Consider the following 16,421-nt stretch of genomic DNA (forward strand, 5'->3'; position numbering starts at 1 on the left):
ATATAGGAGGCTTTTTATGTACTTTGTTTCCGGATTTGTTTCAGTTTTGCTTGGTCTCGTCATGCTATTTACCTTACGGTTGTTATCTGTTGCTATTCCTCATGTTATAACTGATGCAGCTGGCAATGATGAAGCTTCAGCTTATTTTCAATCCTCTGTATTATTTTATCCTGTGCTGCTGCTTATTTTAGGCGTAGTCTTGATTATCGTTCATTTGCGAACAAATGATAAGGAAAAGGATTCATTCAAAGGCGAGTAAAAAATGGCTAATCCGGAATATTGGGCCAAAGTGAGCGGAGTGGTGAGACAGTTTGTTTCGATCTAAACATAATATCCCAAAAGTGAAATTTGATTATAAGTTCACATCTGATGAATCAGATATCCCAATGAAAATGAGAAAAGGCCCTTCAGTAGCAATGAGAGTAGAGGGAGAACTTGAAATCAAAATAAATGAAATTACATATTTTAAAGAAAATATCGCCTTATTGGAATTTTATGTTTCTTTAAATGAGTGGATTAAAAAGAACAAGAAAAAAAACAAAGTTACGGAGTATAGATATTACACAATGGAGTATGAAAAGGGCGAACCCATTATTTCATTGATACCATTTGATTATAAGGCTCGACTAACGACCATTTGGGAAACTCAACAATTATATAATGTATTCGACCTTGATTACATCACCGAACAAATGGAAATTTCACGCAAAAAACTTGGACGTGATATTGAACATCATTATAGGATTTCATTGAAAAGCTTTGTTGGTAAGATCCCATTAAGAAAATATTGATTTATCCTAAAGGCTAAAAACACCTTATCTGCGATGTGAAAATGAAATGCATATTCTAAAAGAAGCGGGTATATCAATGGCTATGAACGGAGAATCACAACACCATTGATATGGAAGCATCCAAAAAAGGAGAATAAAACAATGAACTTTTGGCACAAGCGCTTTCAAGATGAGAACTATGTGTATGGAACTGAACCGAATGCGTTTTTGGCAGATTCGCAGAAAAAACTTCAATTGTCGGGCGATGCTTTAGCCATCGCAGAAGGCGAGGGGCGCAATGCGGTTTTTTTAGCAGAACAAGGGATGAACGTCACTTCATGGGATTATGCCGAATCTGGACTGAAAAAGACGCAAAAGCTTGCTGAAACCCGTCATGTATCAGTAAAGACGGAGCTTGTTGATTTAAATGAAGCGTCTTGGAATCAAGATCAGTGGGACGAGATTGTATGTATTTTTGGACATTTTCCAGAAGAGCTGCGCCGAAAAACGCTTCTGGGAGTAAAAAAAGCCGTGAAGCCCGGGGGCTTTTTCGTAACGGAAGTGTATTCGACGCACCAAATCCCTTACAAAAGCGGCGGGCCGCAGGATCCAGAACTTTTATATACACCGGAAGAATTTTTGCAAATCTTTTCAGATTGGCGTACTGTCCACTTTTTTATGGGAGAAGTCGTTCGTCATGAAGGAGATTCGCACAACGGCCTGTCCCACGTCATTCAATTTATTGGGCAAAAGCAATAAATACTGCCTGGGAAATCTGATTTTAAAAAGGCGCCGTTCACGGCGCTTTTTTTTGCGTAACCTTTTCACCCTCATTACTACTAATGTAGTGAAAGCGGGGGAAACGATGAAAAACAATATTAGACTCAAGCGGCTGCTGATGATCAGCGCAATTTTGCTTTTAATCGTCGGGGGATATGTCAGTGCAATGATCTTTGGAAAGAAAGTGGTGTATGAAGGAACGGGAGAAAGCGGTCTGTGGCATGCTTCGATTGAGAAATCGGATAAAACGTCAATCGGGCCTAATTATTTTTTGAATTTATATTGGAATGGCACGGAAGAAGATGCGAAAAGAACGATCGTGAAAACAATCACCTTATACATAGATGGCAAAAAGTATGATGACAGAGGAGAATACGATCTTTCCGAGTATACGGGAGAGGAAATGGATGGCGGAGGCCATATGGAAGATCATATCGCGACTTTTGATTTTATGCCTGAAGAGGATGTTATCGGGCATGCATTATCAGTTAAAGTGGAATGGAAAACCGGAGATGAAGAAAACGCGGAAACAATGAAATTAAACAAGATTCCGTGGTATAAATGAAACGACGATCACTGAATAGGGAAGTGATTTAAAATGAACGATATTGAGATCAGAAGGCCGCGAATTGACGACGTTGAAGAGCTGAATCAGTTTTTCAGAATTGTGGTCGAGGATACCTTCGCTAAAGAGGGAATAGCCGATCTGCTCGATGATAAAGAAAGTGAAATTGAAAGTAAGAGGCAATACTTGAAAGCAGATTTAGACAGCAAGGGGAATAGCCGGCACTTTTTTATCGCTTCAGATCAACGTCTGAATAAAATCATCGGTACTATCGAATATGGCCCTGCAAGCGAATTGATCAGCATTTGTACGGATGGAGCTTTAAAGGATTTATATGAGGTAGGAACGGTATTTGTCCACCCGGATTATCAAAGACGCGGAATCGGGACTTTGCTGTTGAACGTCATGTTTTTGACTTTTTTGAATCAGGGAGTAAATGAATTTTGTTTGGACAGCGGCTATCCCGGTGCCCAGAGAATATGGAAGAAGAAATTCGGCGAGCCTGACTATGTGCTGAAAGATTATTGGGGGAAGGGATACGATCATATGATTTGGAGGAGACGGACGAAGGATATGCCGATTGATACAAGAACATCAGTCATGCCGTAGGTGCTGCCCATAGAGGGATCACGAACAAAACCATCCTTTATATTCCATATATGTGTTAACCATAAAAAGAACTTTTCTTGAATTTATTTTTAAATAAATTGTTAAAGTTAAAAAAGTCCTATAAACTATAATGGAATCTTAATTTTAGGATGTGGGAGATATGTTCAACGAAAGAGAAGCGTTGCGTTTGAGACTTGAACAGCTAGGTGATGCGGAGATCCAGGTGATGCGGGAATTGCGAAAAGAACGAGAGGGCATTTATTCGAAGCTGCGTGAATTGGATCGGGAGAGTGAGCCTGCAATTAACAAAAAATCTTCATTAATCGACTTGGCAAGCGCTGCAGCAGAGGAATTAAAACAATCCCAGCATGCCGCTGACAAACATCCGCCTATCAAGACCCCATCTCATACTATTTTCCAATCAAAAACAACCATACAGCGTGAGGCTGCCATAAACATTTTAAGCCGCTATGAAGAGGGCTTGAAAGGCATTAAGCTCAAAACTGAAATCGAGAAAGAAACCGGCTTTCCGATTAAAAACATGACGACATTTATGAAGAGCTTAATGAAACATCGCCCAGATATTAAAAAGCCTGCCCGCGGCCATTATATTTTGCATAAAGAAAAAGACCTTTGAGGTTTTCGTCATTATTCCAGATTCATATTGTCATAAATCAGAGCGGAATCTTTAAAAATTGAAACCAAACAGCACCTATATCGTATATTTAGCTAAAACTAATGCAAGGGTGTTCTACATGTTGGATAAAAAGAAATACTTCATGATTATGGTACCGGCTTTAATTTTAGGGTTTTTATTTCAATTTTTTGTTCCCTCAGAACAAAGGTACTTGGGGATTGTGTTTATTTTAGCAGGCGGGGTGATTTATTATCTTTGGGTGCATATCGAAAAGGACAAACAGAAAGATTGAGCTCATCCTTTGAGTTGGAATCCACTAAAAAAACGTCTGTTAAGACGTTTTTTTAGTGATATCCATTGTTAGCCAACCTGCTGGGCGGCAACCGACTGAGCCGGTAAACAAATGCTCAAACAGCCGTTTCTCCCAGATTTTATCGATCTTTTAACTTTAAGGCGTAAGCTTTGAACTGTTAAGAGCTTTGATGCTTAAGCTTTAAACGCTGAACGCTGAGCTTTGAGCTTTTATCTCAATATGGGCACAGCGTCTCTTTGGCTGTGCTGATGATATAAAAGGAGGGAGTAACCTTTCCCTCGGAAGGTGTTTAGTTTGATCGGTTTTCGGTTGACTAACAATCGGCCGTCAATCGATGGTGATTTTGGTGAGTGTATTGCTCTCGGACAATGCAAAGTCAACTTCCATTTCAAAGTCCTCGATCTTTTTTGATAAGCAATCGATCTTCTCTTTTAGATTCAGCGGATCGATGATTTTTGCTTCATTTTCTGCGAGGAAAGATTTGACGATTTCCTGGTTTTCAGCCGCTTTTACTTTGCCGTCTTTTCCGAAAAGTGTCTCGAGATGCTTGTCCAGTCTTTCCGTTACTTTTTGATTGACGTTCTCGGCTTCGCCGACTAAATCAGCGTACACTTCCTTCAGTTTATCCAAAAGCTGAATGTCGTAGCTGATAGAGGTTTTTCTTTCGATGGCTTCAGCTACGGTCATCTTGACTCCGGCCACTTCGATTTTGGTCGTCGCGTTGGATACAACAATGGCAGACTTAATGGCATTTCGCCTTTTGATTAAGGCTTCGATTGATTGGTAATCGGCTTTCGCTCTGGATTCCAAGTCTTCGGTTGTCCGAAATCCGTTTGGCAGTTTTTTTCCGATCATCAAGCCTCCGAATGTGGCTTCATTTACGGCCCGCTTGATTCTTTTATCCAACATTTTGAGTTCGCTTAGTGCTCTGGTGATCGTAAGTTCCATTCTATAGCCCCTTTGTGTTTTTTATATTGAAAAGGTAAAATGCCTTTATTTACTCATAAGAGTAATCATTATATCATATTTATTTTCCAAGTGTTATATTTTGAGTATATATTTTCATATTGTATAATAGTCCAAAAAGATTAATAGAAATCTATAGGAGGTCTAACCGTTTGCGATTTCATTGTTACGATGAACATTGCATTTCCCTTGAAGCAGAACAGGGAGATCAGCAAAAAATTTAATATGCTCGACAATGAGGTCTGGTATCAAAATATCGCCAACCGACTGGGAACCTTTCAGTAAGGCGCTTTATCGCGCAATCGGATGCTGAAAGGATCTTAAACGGTCATGAAGAAACCAGTAAGTTCCGGATTGAATGATGACAAGAGCTTTTAGCAAAAGAAAAGCTATGCTGAGTACTTTCCTTAATTCCTATTGTTTGTCTTTGTTCGTTTCACTGCAAAACATACAGCGAGGACGGCTGCGATAAGGGAGGCAGCTCCGCATGCCAGCTTGATCAGCGGTTTCAACAATATCAACTCCATCTGTTTCGGTATATGTGTAAATTATAAAAGGGATTCATATCCAAAGACAGCTTATGATTAAGATTTTAAAGAAATTTTAAGGAAATAAGTCCTGTGCCGACCGGTTGACAATGAAAAGCCGATCATCTAAAATGAATGATAGTCATTCATTTTTAGGGAGGTCTGCATATGTCAAAGCAAACGTCCGGGAAATATGAAAAGATTTTGCAGGCGGCCATTGAAGTCATTTCTGAAAAAGGGCTTGATAAGGCGTCGATTTCAGATATCGTGAAAAAGGCGGGTACTGCGCAAGGCACTTTTTATCTTTATTTCTCATCCAAAAATGCGCTGATTCCAGCGATCGCGGAAAATCTTCTGACACATTCTTTGGACCATATTAAGAGCAAGGTCGACGGAACCATGTCTTTCTGGACCGCCTTGGATATCATGATCGATGAGACGTTCAACATGACGGAACTTCATCAGGATATTATCGTTCTTTGCTACTCAGGTCTTGCCTTTGACCATTCGATGGAAAAATGGGAGGCAATCTATCAGCCTTATTATTCCTGGCTTGAAGGACTTATTGAAAAAGCAGTTGAGAAAAACGAGGTCATTCCGGCCATTAATGTGCGCTGGACGGCCCGAACGATTATCAACTTTGTCGAAAACACAGCGGAACGTTATTACATCGGGGCGGAAAACGACGAAGAGCTCAGTGTGTTCAAAAAAGAAATATTTACTTTTCTGAAGAGAAGCATAGGAACCAAGTAAAAAATGACCGGCTGCAGCTGTTCATTTTTTATCGGACTAAAAAATGACTGACGTTCATTCACAATAGGAAGGGTGTTATCATTGAGTTGGCTCCTCGTAATTGCTGCGGGTTTTTTGGAAGTGGTGTGGGCCTCAGGTCTTAAACATGCGGATTCATTCGTCGATTGGCTGATGATCTTTGTACTGATCGCGGTAAGCTTTATTATGCTGATACGATCTTACAGGAACATTCCGATGGCGTCGGCTTATACCGTATTTGTCGGGATCGGAACGGCCGGCACATATGTGACGGGTATTTTTATGGGCGAGACCTTTTCAGGAGGGCAAATATTCTTTTTGATCGTGCTGTTGGGAGGCATTATTGGCATGAAGATGTTTACAAAAGAGAACAATGCCCAGTCAGGAGGTGATGAATGATGCCATGGATGTTTTTAGTGATTTCCGGAATCGAAGAGGTTATTGCCGCCATCGCTATGAAATATGTAGACGGCACAAGAAAAAAATGGCCGATTATCGTCATGGTGTTGGGGTTTGGCTTGTCTTTTTTCTGCCTTTCAAAAGCAATGCAGATGCTATCAGCCGGTGTTGCATATGCCGTATGGACCGGAATCGGCAGCATCGGCATTACGGCAGTCAGTTTATTTTGGTTTAAGGAGCGTATTCGTGCTCCGCAGCTCATCTCGCTTGGCTTTATTATAATCGGGGTGATCGGCCTGCGCCTTACATCATCTTAAATTTTAATTTGCATTGGAGGTTGCTGATATGATTAATCAGCTTAAATTGCGTCCGCTTGAAAGAGAAGACCTTCCGTTTGTCCACCGTCTTAACAACGATGCGAAAATTATGTCATATTGGTTTGAAGAACCGTACGAGACTTTTGTTGAGCTGCAGGATTTATTTGACAAACACATTCACGACCAAAGCGAGCGGCGCTTTATCATAGAGAAAGAGACTGAGATGATCGGATTGGTAGAGCTGGTCGAAATTGATTATATTCACAGGCGGGCGGAGTTTCAAATCATAATTGATCCCGAGCATCAAGGGAACGGTTATTCGTCAAGCGCAACATATTTGGCAATGAACTACGCATTTTCCGTCTTGAACTTGCACAAATTGTATTTGATCGTCGACGAAGATAATGCAAAAGCGATTCACTTGTATAAAAAGGCAGGGTTCACTATCGAGAGCGAGCTGCAGGATGAATTTTTCGTCGACGGCTATTATCGTAACGCCATTAGAATGTGCATTTTTCAGGATGAGTTTTTATCACTTAAAAAAAGCAAAGAGGAAGGCATGCAGGGATAAATAAAAGAGATGGCGGCGCCATCTCCTGCATGCTTTTTTAATTTTTCACACCTAATTGCTCTTTGGCTTTGGCGGGAATATCGTCTTTGTCAACCTCTTCCCATGACTTCACGCCTTTGTTTTCAGAATAGAAAAGCCTCAAAAACGCGCCTATGCGAAGGTTTTTATCAGCTGTGAATTCCATTGTTTTTTCTTGACCGTCTTCATCAAAACCGGCCAGTTCATATTTGAAGACGGAGTATTCCTCGCCGTCGTCAAATTTCGACGTGTCTTCCTCCCCGTTTCCAGTAATGTGAACATAATATTCGTCCGTCCCCACACGGTTTAAGTTACATCCGCTTAAAAATGCGGCAAATATGATCATCAGGCTGATCCATGGAATATGGTTTTTCACTTTTTCTCCTCATTTATGTTTCTGTCTAAAATGATAAGATTCATTGTCTGATAAAAAAATTGAATAACGTGACATGAACATTACACTTTTGTAAGGGATCGTTTTAGCACACGCAGGCAAATTAAATTTCAATATCCTTTTTATTCAATAAAGTTTATAATATGGAAAAAAGGAGGGGCGCCAATGAAAAAAATCGTATGTTTGATGGTGTTTTCAATCATGACGGCCTTCGGTATTCACATCCAGCCTGCTGAAGCTGCGGTTATAAAAGATGAGAAAAAGATGACCATGACAATGACTGAAGATCATGTGGGATTTTTTATGGCGGACAGCACCAATGTAAATTACTACCCGACATGGCTGTATTACAAGCTTACGATTTTTAACGCGGAAGGCTGCACACTCAACATCAAGCTGCAGAGAATCACGTTAACAGGACATGCGGTCACTTTAAGCGAGAAAGAGTATACGGGAAATCATCTTCATTTAAGTGCTGCAGATAAAGTGAGCGGGTCGCCGCACCGAAATCATTTCTTGGATATCACAAAAGTGTCGGGGTGCGGGGATGTTGGAATCACAGGTTTTTACGGCTTTGAGCACCAAATGCCGGGCTACTAATTGATATAGAAAGCGCGGGAGGGGACTTTTCCAGAGTCCTTTTTTCATATCATCGCAAAAAATGCTAAATATCAGGAGAAAAAACAAACGCTGCTTTTATTGAGAGGCGCCATCCTCTTGCTGCTATGTTCTGCGGCTGGTTATGCTCTTTATCAGCATGTTGCCGGAGGCCGGAATGAACAGGCAGGCGCCGTCCTTCATCAGCAGGCATTACATTTTAAATTATCGACTTTAGAGGGCGGTGACATCGAACTGAAAAAATGACGGGGAAAGGCGGTGCTTGTCAACTTTTGGGGGGCTTTTTGTACACCGTGCAAAGAGGAGATGCCCGTCATGCAAAAAGCTTATGACCGTTTTAAAGGAGACGGTTTTGAAATCATCGCTGTCAATGTGCGTGAATCGAAAGGTGCGGTAAAGAGCTTTGTCGACCGCCATGGCTTAACTTTTCCGGTCGCTTTGGATCAATCGGCTGAAGTTTACCGTTCTTGGGAAATGTATTATTTGCCTGCAAGTATATTCATTAATCGGGAAGGGAGAGCGTAGCGAATGTATGTCGGAGGAATGTCTGAGCGGCAAGTTGATATGTGGGTTGCAGACATTCTTAGCGATTCATAGAAACTCATTCAAAAGGCATAGACAAACACCTATTGTTCTTATCGTTCATAAGGTAGCTCAGGAGAGGAGCGATCTTATGTTTTTTCATATTAAAGAACTACAGTATCACGCAAAGCCTGATAAACCCGATCCATTATTTGCGAAAAAGCTGCAAGAGATACTTGGAGGACAGTTCGGGGAAATATCAGTAGCTCTGCAGTATCTTTTCCAAGGATGGAGTGTCAGGGGCAATGGCAAGTACAAAGATCTGCTGATGGATACAGGAGCTGAAGAGCTTGCCCATATCGAGATGCTGGCGACGATGATCGCAAGGCTTTTGGACGGTGCGCCGGTCGGTGATCTTGAAAAAGCGGCAAAAGATCCTGTGATCGGTGCCATTCTGGGAGGGATGAATCCGCAGCATGCCATCGTATCAGGATTAGGGGCGATGCCGGCCGACAGTGTGGGAAACCGCTGGACCGCCGATTATATTATCGCAAGCGGAAATTTGCTTGCCGACTTTCGGGCAAATTTAAACGCGGAATCACAGGGGCGCCTGCAGGCCGTCCGCCTTTATGAAGAGACGACGGACCGCGGTGTTAAAGATATGCTCTCCTGGCTGATTGCAAGGGATACGATGCATCAAAACCAGTGGCTTGCAGCCATCAAAGAACTGGAAGCGAAAGAAAATGTCGTCGTCCCAAGTACGTTTCCGCGCAATCTGGAAAAAAGGGAAGTCTCCCATGTATTATTTAATTTTTCAAGAGGCAACGAGAGCGCTGCAGGCAGATGGGCGAAGGGACCGAGCATGGATGGAGAAGGCGTTTTTCAGTATGTTGAGCATCCTCAGCCCCTTGCGAAAAAACCGGTGTTAAGACCTGCGCCTCCATATATTCATGATACGCCGCCATCAGTTATTCAACATCACCGGGATGATGTACTGCCTCCGAATCTTTATTGAACCGCTTTATTTTTCCTATGATCATATTTCGGGCTTGCAGCGAATAGCCATATTGAAGAATGGTATTTAAAGGGAGGCGCAAGCTTGAAAACTTATAAGGAAACGGCCGTTTTCGAACATACCTTTTGGCTTCAGGTTTTAGGTGATCATGCGCGTTTTATTTTGGACTCTCTCGCCGAAAGGGAAAAAAACGATATTCAAAAGGCGAAGCAGTTCAAGCAAGCGTTTGATGTTTTGCTGAAAAAAGTGAACGCTTCGCCTGATTTGTATTCATTAACGCTTGAAGCTGAAGAATATGCTCTTCAGTTCAGGAAATTTAAACTCTTCATCATTAAAAGGCACCTGACAGGCGATATTAAAATTCACCTTTCTCCAACTTTTATCAACCATATGGTAAATGAACTGGAGGAACATTTGCTTGTGCTAAAATACTTGAAAAAGCGGGAAGCGCCGCCTGTTTTCCACGAGCTGCACCACCATATGCTGTGGCTGATGGATGCCGCCGGACATGCCGGCGCGATTGCCGATGACTTGGATGCGGTTGAAAAACGATTGAAAGAAAAGAGCCGGGAGTTTGTCAAACACTTTGAACAGTTCTACATTAAATCCGTTGAATTGACGGGATATCTCAGAGCGAATGTTGAATCTTTTCCCGCTCTCAGAAGGATGAACAAAGACGTGAAGCTTGAGATCGAACTGTTCCGTACATTTTTGAAAGAAGTGGAGGAATTGGAGCTTACAGATCAGATGCTCGGTACGTTCTCCGCACTGATGGCAGACCATATGATGAGGGAAGAATGCTATTATTTAATGAAAATCGCCGAATCGACAAATACGCAAGAACCTGCGTGCGACCCTGCAAAACCGAGGCTGCTTGAAAAGTAAAGCCGGCGGTTTTGCTGTTTTTTTGATGAAGCTGCGAATCGATTTGGCACCTGCAAGTTTGCACAGCCTTTTTCATGCGATTATAATTCAGAATATATAGAAAATCTAAAGACTGTTTGGAGGGCTTTTTCGTGCAAGTCAGAAAAATAAAGGATTCAGATGCCAAAAGCTATCTCAAACTCTGTGAAACGATCGATGAAGAATCTGAATTCATGCTGTTTGAACCAGGTGAACGAAAGCTTCACGCGCAACGGCAAATCAAACAGATCGAATCCGGAATGTGCGAAGTTTTTGTTTGTGCGGCTGACGACGGAAGCTTAATCGGATATGTTGCAGCAGCCAAGGGGCAGGTTCAGAGAGCTCGCCACCGCGCCCATGTGGTGATCGGCATACGCCAAGCGTATATCGGACAAGGTATTGGAGTAAAGCTTTTTCAGGCATTGGAAAAATGGGCCTGTGAAGAAAAGATTCACAGACTTGAACTGACTGTTATGACTCATAATACAGCTGCCGTTCGTTTATACAAAAAAACGGGCTTTATCATTGAAGGCACTAAAAAGCATGCTTTGAAAGTAAAAGGGCAATATGTTGATGAATATGTCATGTCCAAATTAATCAACGAACAGCAAAGGGAGGTTTCAAATGAATGACGGGTGCCATCAGGCCATTGCTGCTGTCAGCTATTACAAAACAGAACGGACGATTGATTTTAACCGGCAAACTTATACAAAAAAGCAGAATCAAATGTACTTGTACAACGATAAAATTTTAACAGCAAGCCGCCAGTATCGTTTGGAGCACGTCTATGACGTTTCATACAGACCTTTTTCCGAGGCCGGTTTGCTTTACCTCCATACGAACAAGGGGGTATTTGCTTATGAAGTGAACGTTGACCCCGGGTATTTCATTGAGGCTTTTAAAAAACAGAAAAATCCAATTAAATAAATTGCAATATATATGAAGTTTTTAGCAGTAAATGCTAGAATGAATGTTGGGAATTTTGCAAGGGAAGGAACATACCGGAGCCTGTTAGGGCGATTGACCTTGTTGGCTTACCGGGCTTATGCCACTTGGCGGTGTTTATATGTCACTGCTATGCTTGATGGTAGAACGTCCGCTTAGGCTGCAGGTGTATGTTTGAGCAAAGATTTTAAGCGGCTTTTTCCAATTTTCTTTCACATAACAAGTCCTTGACGTTCCCAGTATATTTAAATACATAGACGGTTTAACTTAATTAGAGAAGTAGAGAGGACAGACAGCTTAATGAAAAAGAAGACACAGAATACGGTTCAAAAGATCGTAGAAGCCGGATATCGTCTGTTCGCCCAAAATGGATATTCGGCAACCTCTGTAGATGAAATTATGAAAGAAGCCGGTTTTTCTAAAGCTACGTTTTATTTGTATTTTAAGTCAAAGGAGATGCTGTTTCTCCATATTATGAATGAGCAGATGGAAGATCGCTTTCAGACCAGCATGAATTGTTTTCGAAAAAAGACGCTGAGGGGATTGCTCGCGGGGATTGAACACTTGATTCAAACATCAAATAAAGAGCATTCGACAGCTTTATTTTTGGAATTTATGGCAAATAGTCATAGATATCCTGAGATTCAAAGAAAGGTAGCCCTTCTGTATGAGCAGTGGAGGGAGTTTTTTGTCGAAATGATTGAGCAGCTGCAGGAAGAAGGCATTGTTCAGAAACAGCTCCATCCGAAGGTGATGGCGTCTACGCTGATTGCCATCTTTAACGGCTACAACCATCAACACCACGCGGATCCGTCGATTAATAAACAGGAACAGCTTCAGTCCATTATTTTCTTGCTGAATCCGAAGCTGCATCTTTAGATAAAAGACAAGCTATGAATACATCATAAGACTTTTGAAACAGCCGGCGCTGCCGACCTTGAGTCGGCGGTTTTTTGCGTCAGATGAATCCACTTCGGTACGCCGCACAACAAAGCAAATCACATGCAACCGTTTAACATCGAGCGTTTATTTCTTTTAAATAGTTGACACAAGCAAATCGTTATTATACAATTATCTCGAATTCGAGATAATTAAAAAGGATGAATGCCATGGGCAGTCAAGATATGGAGAGATATGAAGAGGAGTTGTCTTTAAAGGCATTTATTGTCTTGTCTCGAGCATTACAATCGATTAAAAAGCGTGTGGAAGAAGACATTAAATGTTTAGGATTAAATCCAACTGAGTTTGCTGTTTTAGAATTAATCTATAATAAAGGCGATCAGCCGATACAAAAAATAGGCGAAAAGGTATTAATCGCAAGCAGCAGTATTACCTATGTTATAGATAAGCTGGAGAAGAAAAGTTTAATAGTAAGAAGGCCTTGTCCTAAAGATCGCCGTATAACATACGCTGCCTTAACGAATGAAGGAACTGCACTGATGAACAATCTTTTTCCTAAACATAAAGCAGCTATGAAAGGCATTTTCGGCGGGCTGGACATTAAAGAAAAAGAAGTTCTAATTGAAAAGTTGAAAAAACTGGGCTTCCATGCCCAAAGCATGTAAATTTTTTTACGACAATATCTCGAATTCGAAATATACGAATTCATAATAAATGTCGATTGCGAGGTAGTAGTAATGACCGAATTTCTAGAGTTAGTAAAAGAAAGACGATCAGCAAGTAATTTTCTTCCTGGATATTCAATTTCTGAACAGGAGCTTAATGAAATATTTGAAATTGTAAAATTGGCTCCCTCTGCTTTTAATTTGCAGCATACAAACTATATTGCGGTGTTGGATAAAGAAAAGAAGAACATGTTGCATGAAGCAGCTAATGGCCAATACAAGATCCTAAGCTCGTCGGCAGTCATCATCGTTTTGGGTGACAAAAAGGCCTTTCATCAAGCAAAAGAAATCTACGAAGGTTTAAAACTGCTCGGAGTACTTAATAAACAAGAATATGATGATATGGTTCACGATACGGTTTCTTTCTATCAATCCAGAGGAGAAGCATTTCAAAGGGATGAAGCCATCAGGAATGGCTCATTATCTTCTATGCTCTTTATGATGGCTGCTAAAGAAAAAGGTTGGGATACTTGTCCCATGATTGGCTTTGATCCTCAAAAGGTAAAAGAGGTATTGAATATAAATGAGCAATATGAGGTCGTCATGATGATCACCCTTGGGAAGGAAAAATTAGAAAGCAGAAAACCGCGGGGATTTAGAAAACCTGTAAATGAATTTGTAACCTATATCTCTTAATAAAGCTATGTTTCATGAAAGAGGAGTGAAATGATATGAAAAAGAAAACAAGCGGAATCCATCACATTACCGCGATTGTCGGCCATCCGCAAGAGAATGTCGATTTTTACGCTGGCGTTCTAGGTTTACGTTTAGTGAAAAAAACTGTTAATTTTGATGATCCGGGAACATACCACCTGTATTTCGGTAATGAAGGCGGAAAACCGGGAACGATTATTACATTCTTTCCATGGGTGGGTGCTCGCCGAGGAGTCATTGGAGATGGCCAGGTGGGAGTTACTTCATACGTCGTTCCTAAAGGCGCAATGGCATTTTGGGAAAACAGATTGGCAAAATTTAATTTGCCTTATACAAAAATGAACCGTTTTGGAGAGGAGTACTTAGAGTTCGATGATCCTCATGGACTTCATCTGGAAATTGTCGAAAGAGAAGAAGGGGAAAAGAACAGCTGGAAGATAGGAGAAATTACACCGGACAAAGCAATCAAAGGATTTGGCGGAGCAACACTTTTATCCAAACAACCGGAAAAAACGGCTGAATTATTAGAAAAGGTTATGGGACTTGAAAAAGTTGGTGAAGAAGGAGATTTTGTACGTTTTCGTTCTTCTGGTGATATCGGGAATATAATTGATTTGAAATTAACAACTATAGGCAGCGGACAAATGGGGATTGGTACAGTTCACCATATTGCCTGGAGAGCTATTGATGACAATGATCAATTAGAATGGCAAAAATATGTTGCAGAAAATGGTTATCGTGTTACACCCGTGCAAGACAGAAATTATTTTAACGCGATTTATTTTAGAGAACACGGGGAGATTTTATTTGAAATTGCAACAGATCCTCCAGGGTTCGCCCATGATGAATCACATCAAACAATGGGAGAACAGTTAATGTTGCCGGCTCAGTATGAACACTACAGAGAGCAGTTAGAAAGAAGATTAATTCCTATAACAGTGAAGGCGCTGGATTAATTTTTGCACGGAAGTGATTCAATGCTGTCCATTGATCCGCTTACAAAAACGGAAAGAGAGAACTACAAGTTTTTAATCGGGAGTATCATACCAAGACCCGTGGCGTTTGTTACAAGCCTGTCAGAGGAGGGCGTCTTAAACGGAGCTCCATTTAGTTATTTTAATATTGTATCTTCAAATCCTCCCATGATCTCCCTGTCCATACAACGTTCTGAAGGGAGCCAAAAAGATACAGCGAGAAACATTCTGAAGAGCAAAGAATTTGTGGTCCATATCGTTGATGAACAAAATGTTGAAAAAGTGAATGCAACGGCCGCGAGCCTACCTCCAAGTCAAAGTGAAATTCAGTTAGCGGAGTTAACCCCGGTTGAAAGTGTGAAAGTCTCGGTACCGGGGGTTAAAGAAGCGAAAGTGCGCATGGAATGTGTTCTGGAGTATTCATTAGAGTTGGGAGATAAACACTCTCCCGGCTGCGATTTCATGATAGGTCAAGTCGTTCAATATCATATCGAGAGCGGCATTTATGAAAATGGAAAAATTGATCCGAGAGGCCTCGGAGCCATCAGCCGATTGGCCGGGCATGATTACGCAAAGATTGGTGAAATCTTTACCAGGGAAAGACCGAAGTAATATAACCATCCACGATATCTCGAAGTTGAGATTTATTAAACTGAAATGTTTTAAGCTTATTGTAGCAAGGAATAATAAAGGCAGCGAAACACTTTCAAGGGGGTGGTTTTTAAAAGGTTTAAAAAAAGAAAACAAAAAAGCGGGTGTAAAATATGGGATTTTTAAGACAAATTATTTAGAAAATCAAAGGAGATGGATCATATGTCAAATGTGAAATTAGCTGTAGTTTTTTATAGTATGGGCGGAACAAACTATCAATTAGCAAAATGGGCTGCAGAAGGCGCAAAAGAAGCAGGCGCTGACGTCAAAGTATTAAAAGTACAAGAATTGGCTCCGCAATCAGTTATTGAAGGAAATGAAGTATGGAAAGCAACTGTTGATGCAACAAAAGACATTCCAGTCGTAACCTCAGAAGATATAGAGTGGGCAGACGCTATTATATTCAGTACACCAACGCGTTTTGGCAATATGGCATCCCAAATGAAACAGTTTCTTGATACACAAGGCGGACTTTGGGCAAACGGCAAGACAGTTAATAAAGTTGTAAGTGCAATGTCCTCCGCTCAAAATCCACATGGTGGTCAAGAAGCGACGATCTTGTCCTTATATACTTCAATGATGCACTGGGGAGCTATTATTGCTTCTCCTGGATACACTGATCCTGTCCTATTTGGGGCTGGCGGAAATCCATATGGAACGAGTGTTACAGTCGATCAAGACGGGAAGATGATTGAAGACGTAGAAGCCGCAGTGAAACATCAAGCAAAACGAACGGTGACCGTAGCTGAATGGGTCAAAAAGGGCAATCAGTAATATTTGAAATTTAAAAGAGCCAAATGACTGGCTCTTTTTTTAGTTGGTTCAGTTGAGCCGTTTTTCTTATTTGATGTCTTCATTTGACTGCGAACACGCCATA

26 protein-coding genes are annotated in these 16,421 nt (G+C 41.1%); 24 read left to right on the plus strand and 2 right to left on the minus strand.

Annotated elements, in window-relative coordinates:
* The first annotated feature begins 16 nt into the window (after positions 1-16).
* The 7 genes from TRNA_RS31415 (at position 17) to TRNA_RS43875 (ending at position 3,653) form a co-directional block, all read left to right on the plus strand.
* On the plus strand, positions 17-259 hold the full coding sequence (locus TRNA_RS31415) for a hypothetical protein (RefSeq protein ID WP_003182164.1): 243 nt from the start codon (positions 17-19) through the stop codon (positions 257-259).
* Between the two features lie 127 nt (positions 260-386).
* Positions 387-791, plus strand: coding sequence for a hypothetical protein (locus TRNA_RS31420; RefSeq protein ID WP_223307095.1), 405 nt, complete (start codon positions 387-389; stop codon positions 789-791).
* A 141-nt stretch (positions 792-932) separates the two neighbouring features.
* Positions 933-1,529, plus strand: a complete 597-nt coding sequence (locus TRNA_RS31425) for an SAM-dependent methyltransferase (protein ID WP_003182167.1) — start codon at positions 933-935, stop codon at positions 1,527-1,529.
* 106 nt (positions 1,530-1,635) lie between these two features.
* A complete protein-coding gene (locus TRNA_RS31430) occupies positions 1,636-2,115 on the plus strand; it encodes a YdhH/YoaO family protein (protein ID WP_003182169.1) in 480 nt (159 codons plus the stop codon).
* Positions 2,116-2,148: 33 nt separating this feature from the next.
* Complete coding sequence (locus tag TRNA_RS31435; protein WP_003182172.1) at positions 2,149-2,724, plus strand: GNAT family N-acetyltransferase; 576 nt, start codon at positions 2,149-2,151, stop codon at positions 2,722-2,724.
* Between the two features lie 160 nt (positions 2,725-2,884).
* On the plus strand, positions 2,885-3,361 hold the full coding sequence (locus TRNA_RS31440) for a hypothetical protein (protein ID WP_003182174.1): 477 nt from the start codon (positions 2,885-2,887) through the stop codon (positions 3,359-3,361).
* Between the two features lie 118 nt (positions 3,362-3,479).
* Positions 3,480-3,653 carry a hypothetical protein gene (locus TRNA_RS43875; RefSeq protein WP_003182176.1) on the plus strand — a complete coding sequence of 58 codons (174 nt, stop codon included), beginning with the start codon at positions 3,480-3,482 and terminating at the stop codon, positions 3,651-3,653.
* A 348-nt stretch (positions 3,654-4,001) separates the two neighbouring features.
* On the opposite strand, the gene TRNA_RS31445 is transcribed toward TRNA_RS43875, so the two are convergent.
* Complete coding sequence (locus TRNA_RS31445) at positions 4,002-4,622, minus strand: hypothetical protein (RefSeq protein WP_003182178.1); 621 nt, start codon at positions 4,620-4,622, stop codon at positions 4,002-4,004.
* Positions 4,623-5,335: 713 nt separating this feature from the next.
* On the opposite strand from TRNA_RS31445, the gene TRNA_RS31450 reads away from it, so the two are divergent.
* The 4 genes from TRNA_RS31450 (at position 5,336) to speG (ending at position 7,225) form a co-directional block, all read left to right on the plus strand.
* Positions 5,336-5,920 carry a TetR family transcriptional regulator gene (locus TRNA_RS31450; protein ID WP_009328246.1) on the plus strand — a complete coding sequence of 195 codons (585 nt, stop codon included), beginning with the start codon at positions 5,336-5,338 and terminating at the stop codon, positions 5,918-5,920.
* A gap of 81 nt (positions 5,921-6,001) precedes the next feature.
* Complete coding sequence (locus TRNA_RS31455; RefSeq protein WP_011198004.1) at positions 6,002-6,337, plus strand: DMT family transporter; 336 nt, start codon at positions 6,002-6,004, stop codon at positions 6,335-6,337.
* Entirely contained in the window at positions 6,337-6,654 is a 318-nt protein-coding gene (locus tag TRNA_RS31460) for a DMT family transporter (protein WP_011198005.1), read from the plus strand. Before TRNA_RS31455 ends, TRNA_RS31460 begins: the two co-directional genes overlap by 1 nt.
* Positions 6,655-6,682: 28 nt before the next feature.
* Positions 6,683-7,225, plus strand: coding sequence for a spermidine N1-acetyltransferase (speG, locus tag TRNA_RS31465; protein ID WP_003182184.1), 543 nt, complete (start codon positions 6,683-6,685; stop codon positions 7,223-7,225).
* A 37-nt stretch (positions 7,226-7,262) separates the two neighbouring features.
* Here speG and TRNA_RS31470 read toward each other — a convergent pair whose 3' ends face one another.
* Positions 7,263-7,589, minus strand: coding sequence for a YxeA family protein (locus TRNA_RS31470; protein ID WP_206696990.1), 327 nt, complete (start codon positions 7,587-7,589; stop codon positions 7,263-7,265).
* Between the two features lie 213 nt (positions 7,590-7,802).
* Here TRNA_RS31470 and TRNA_RS31475 point away from each other — a divergent pair, with 213 nt between their 5' ends.
* The 13 genes from TRNA_RS31475 (at position 7,803) to wrbA (ending at position 16,318) form a co-directional block, all read left to right on the plus strand.
* Positions 7,803-8,237, plus strand: coding sequence for a hypothetical protein (locus tag TRNA_RS31475; protein ID WP_003182188.1), 435 nt, complete (start codon positions 7,803-7,805; stop codon positions 8,235-8,237).
* Positions 8,238-8,354: 117 nt separating this feature from the next.
* A complete protein-coding gene (locus TRNA_RS44130) occupies positions 8,355-8,501 on the plus strand; it encodes a hypothetical protein (RefSeq protein ID WP_164971865.1) in 147 nt (48 codons plus the stop codon).
* Positions 8,502-8,513: 12 nt separating this feature from the next.
* Positions 8,514-8,780 carry a redoxin domain-containing protein gene (locus TRNA_RS44135; RefSeq protein ID WP_011201661.1) on the plus strand — a complete coding sequence of 89 codons (267 nt, stop codon included), beginning with the start codon at positions 8,514-8,516 and terminating at the stop codon, positions 8,778-8,780.
* Between the two features lie 148 nt (positions 8,781-8,928).
* A complete protein-coding gene (locus TRNA_RS31485; protein ID WP_003182192.1) occupies positions 8,929-9,792 on the plus strand; it encodes a manganese catalase family protein in 864 nt (287 codons plus the stop codon).
* Between the two features lie 84 nt (positions 9,793-9,876).
* Positions 9,877-10,677, plus strand: a complete 801-nt coding sequence (locus TRNA_RS31490) for a DUF2935 domain-containing protein (RefSeq protein WP_003182194.1) — start codon at positions 9,877-9,879, stop codon at positions 10,675-10,677.
* Between the two features lie 131 nt (positions 10,678-10,808).
* The gene (locus TRNA_RS31495; protein WP_003182196.1) at positions 10,809-11,327 is read left to right on the plus strand and encodes a GNAT family N-acetyltransferase; all 519 of its coding nucleotides are present in this window, start codon (positions 10,809-10,811) and stop codon (positions 11,325-11,327) included.
* A complete protein-coding gene (locus TRNA_RS31500) occupies positions 11,320-11,622 on the plus strand; it encodes a hypothetical protein (RefSeq protein ID WP_003182197.1) in 303 nt (100 codons plus the stop codon). The genes TRNA_RS31495 and TRNA_RS31500 overlap by 8 nt, the downstream gene beginning before the upstream one ends.
* A gap of 318 nt (positions 11,623-11,940) precedes the next feature.
* Positions 11,941-12,519, plus strand: a complete 579-nt coding sequence (locus TRNA_RS31505) for a TetR/AcrR family transcriptional regulator (RefSeq protein ID WP_003182199.1) — start codon at positions 11,941-11,943, stop codon at positions 12,517-12,519.
* 230 nt (positions 12,520-12,749) lie between these two features.
* The gene (locus TRNA_RS31510) at positions 12,750-13,205 is read left to right on the plus strand and encodes a MarR family winged helix-turn-helix transcriptional regulator (protein WP_003182202.1); all 456 of its coding nucleotides are present in this window, start codon (positions 12,750-12,752) and stop codon (positions 13,203-13,205) included.
* Positions 13,206-13,277: 72 nt separating this feature from the next.
* A complete protein-coding gene (locus TRNA_RS31515) occupies positions 13,278-13,901 on the plus strand; it encodes a nitroreductase family protein (RefSeq protein ID WP_003182204.1) in 624 nt (207 codons plus the stop codon).
* 35 nt (positions 13,902-13,936) lie between these two features.
* Entirely contained in the window at positions 13,937-14,875 is a 939-nt protein-coding gene (locus TRNA_RS31520; RefSeq protein WP_003182207.1) for a ring-cleaving dioxygenase, read from the plus strand.
* 21 nt (positions 14,876-14,896) lie between these two features.
* Positions 14,897-15,505 carry a flavin reductase family protein gene (locus tag TRNA_RS31525; RefSeq protein WP_009328237.1) on the plus strand — a complete coding sequence of 203 codons (609 nt, stop codon included), beginning with the start codon at positions 14,897-14,899 and terminating at the stop codon, positions 15,503-15,505.
* A gap of 201 nt (positions 15,506-15,706) precedes the next feature.
* On the plus strand, positions 15,707-16,318 hold the full coding sequence (gene wrbA / locus TRNA_RS31530; protein ID WP_011198006.1) for an NAD(P)H:quinone oxidoreductase: 612 nt from the start codon (positions 15,707-15,709) through the stop codon (positions 16,316-16,318).
* The last annotated feature ends 103 nt before the right edge of the window (positions 16,319-16,421 follow it).

Source organism: Bacillus licheniformis DSM 13 = ATCC 14580 (genome assembly GCF_000011645.1).
In the GTDB taxonomy this organism is placed as follows: domain Bacteria; phylum Bacillota; class Bacilli; order Bacillales; family Bacillaceae; genus Bacillus; species Bacillus licheniformis.

Coding starts and splice junctions, on each gene's coding strand:
- TRNA_RS31525 (WP_009328237.1), top strand. CDS start 14,897: ATGCTGTCCATTGATCCGCTTACAAAAACGGAAAGAGAGAACTACAAG.
- speG (WP_003182184.1), top strand. CDS start 6,683: ATGATTAATCAGCTTAAATTGCGTCCGCTTGAAAGAGAAGACCTTCCG.
- TRNA_RS31505 (WP_003182199.1), top strand. CDS start 11,941: ATGAAAAAGAAGACACAGAATACGGTTCAAAAGATCGTAGAAGCCGGA.
- TRNA_RS31435 (WP_003182172.1), top strand. CDS start 2,149: ATGAACGATATTGAGATCAGAAGGCCGCGAATTGACGACGTTGAAGAG.
- TRNA_RS31460 (WP_011198005.1), top strand. CDS start 6,337: ATGCCATGGATGTTTTTAGTGATTTCCGGAATCGAAGAGGTTATTGCC.
- TRNA_RS31415 (WP_003182164.1), top strand. CDS start 17: ATGTACTTTGTTTCCGGATTTGTTTCAGTTTTGCTTGGTCTCGTCATG.
- TRNA_RS43875 (WP_003182176.1), top strand. CDS start 3,480: ATGTTGGATAAAAAGAAATACTTCATGATTATGGTACCGGCTTTAATT.
- TRNA_RS31440 (WP_003182174.1), top strand. CDS start 2,885: ATGTTCAACGAAAGAGAAGCGTTGCGTTTGAGACTTGAACAGCTAGGT.
- TRNA_RS31430 (WP_003182169.1), top strand. CDS start 1,636: ATGAAAAACAATATTAGACTCAAGCGGCTGCTGATGATCAGCGCAATT.
- TRNA_RS31425 (WP_003182167.1), top strand. CDS start 933: ATGAACTTTTGGCACAAGCGCTTTCAAGATGAGAACTATGTGTATGGA.
- wrbA (WP_011198006.1), top strand. CDS start 15,707: ATGTCAAATGTGAAATTAGCTGTAGTTTTTTATAGTATGGGCGGAACA.
- TRNA_RS31475 (WP_003182188.1), top strand. CDS start 7,803: ATGAAAAAAATCGTATGTTTGATGGTGTTTTCAATCATGACGGCCTTC.
- TRNA_RS31500 (WP_003182197.1), top strand. CDS start 11,320: ATGAATGACGGGTGCCATCAGGCCATTGCTGCTGTCAGCTATTACAAA.
- TRNA_RS31420 (WP_223307095.1), top strand. CDS start 387: ATGAAAATGAGAAAAGGCCCTTCAGTAGCAATGAGAGTAGAGGGAGAA.
- TRNA_RS31450 (WP_009328246.1), top strand. CDS start 5,336: ATGTCAAAGCAAACGTCCGGGAAATATGAAAAGATTTTGCAGGCGGCC.
- TRNA_RS31510 (WP_003182202.1), top strand. CDS start 12,750: ATGGGCAGTCAAGATATGGAGAGATATGAAGAGGAGTTGTCTTTAAAG.
- TRNA_RS31520 (WP_003182207.1), top strand. CDS start 13,937: ATGAAAAAGAAAACAAGCGGAATCCATCACATTACCGCGATTGTCGGC.
- TRNA_RS31515 (WP_003182204.1), top strand. CDS start 13,278: ATGACCGAATTTCTAGAGTTAGTAAAAGAAAGACGATCAGCAAGTAAT.
- TRNA_RS31470 (WP_206696990.1), bottom strand. CDS start 7,589: ATGATCATATTTGCCGCATTTTTAAGCGGATGTAACTTAAACCGTGTG.
- TRNA_RS31445 (WP_003182178.1), bottom strand. CDS start 4,622: ATGGAACTTACGATCACCAGAGCACTAAGCGAACTCAAAATGTTGGAT.
- TRNA_RS31485 (WP_003182192.1), top strand. CDS start 8,929: ATGTTTTTTCATATTAAAGAACTACAGTATCACGCAAAGCCTGATAAA.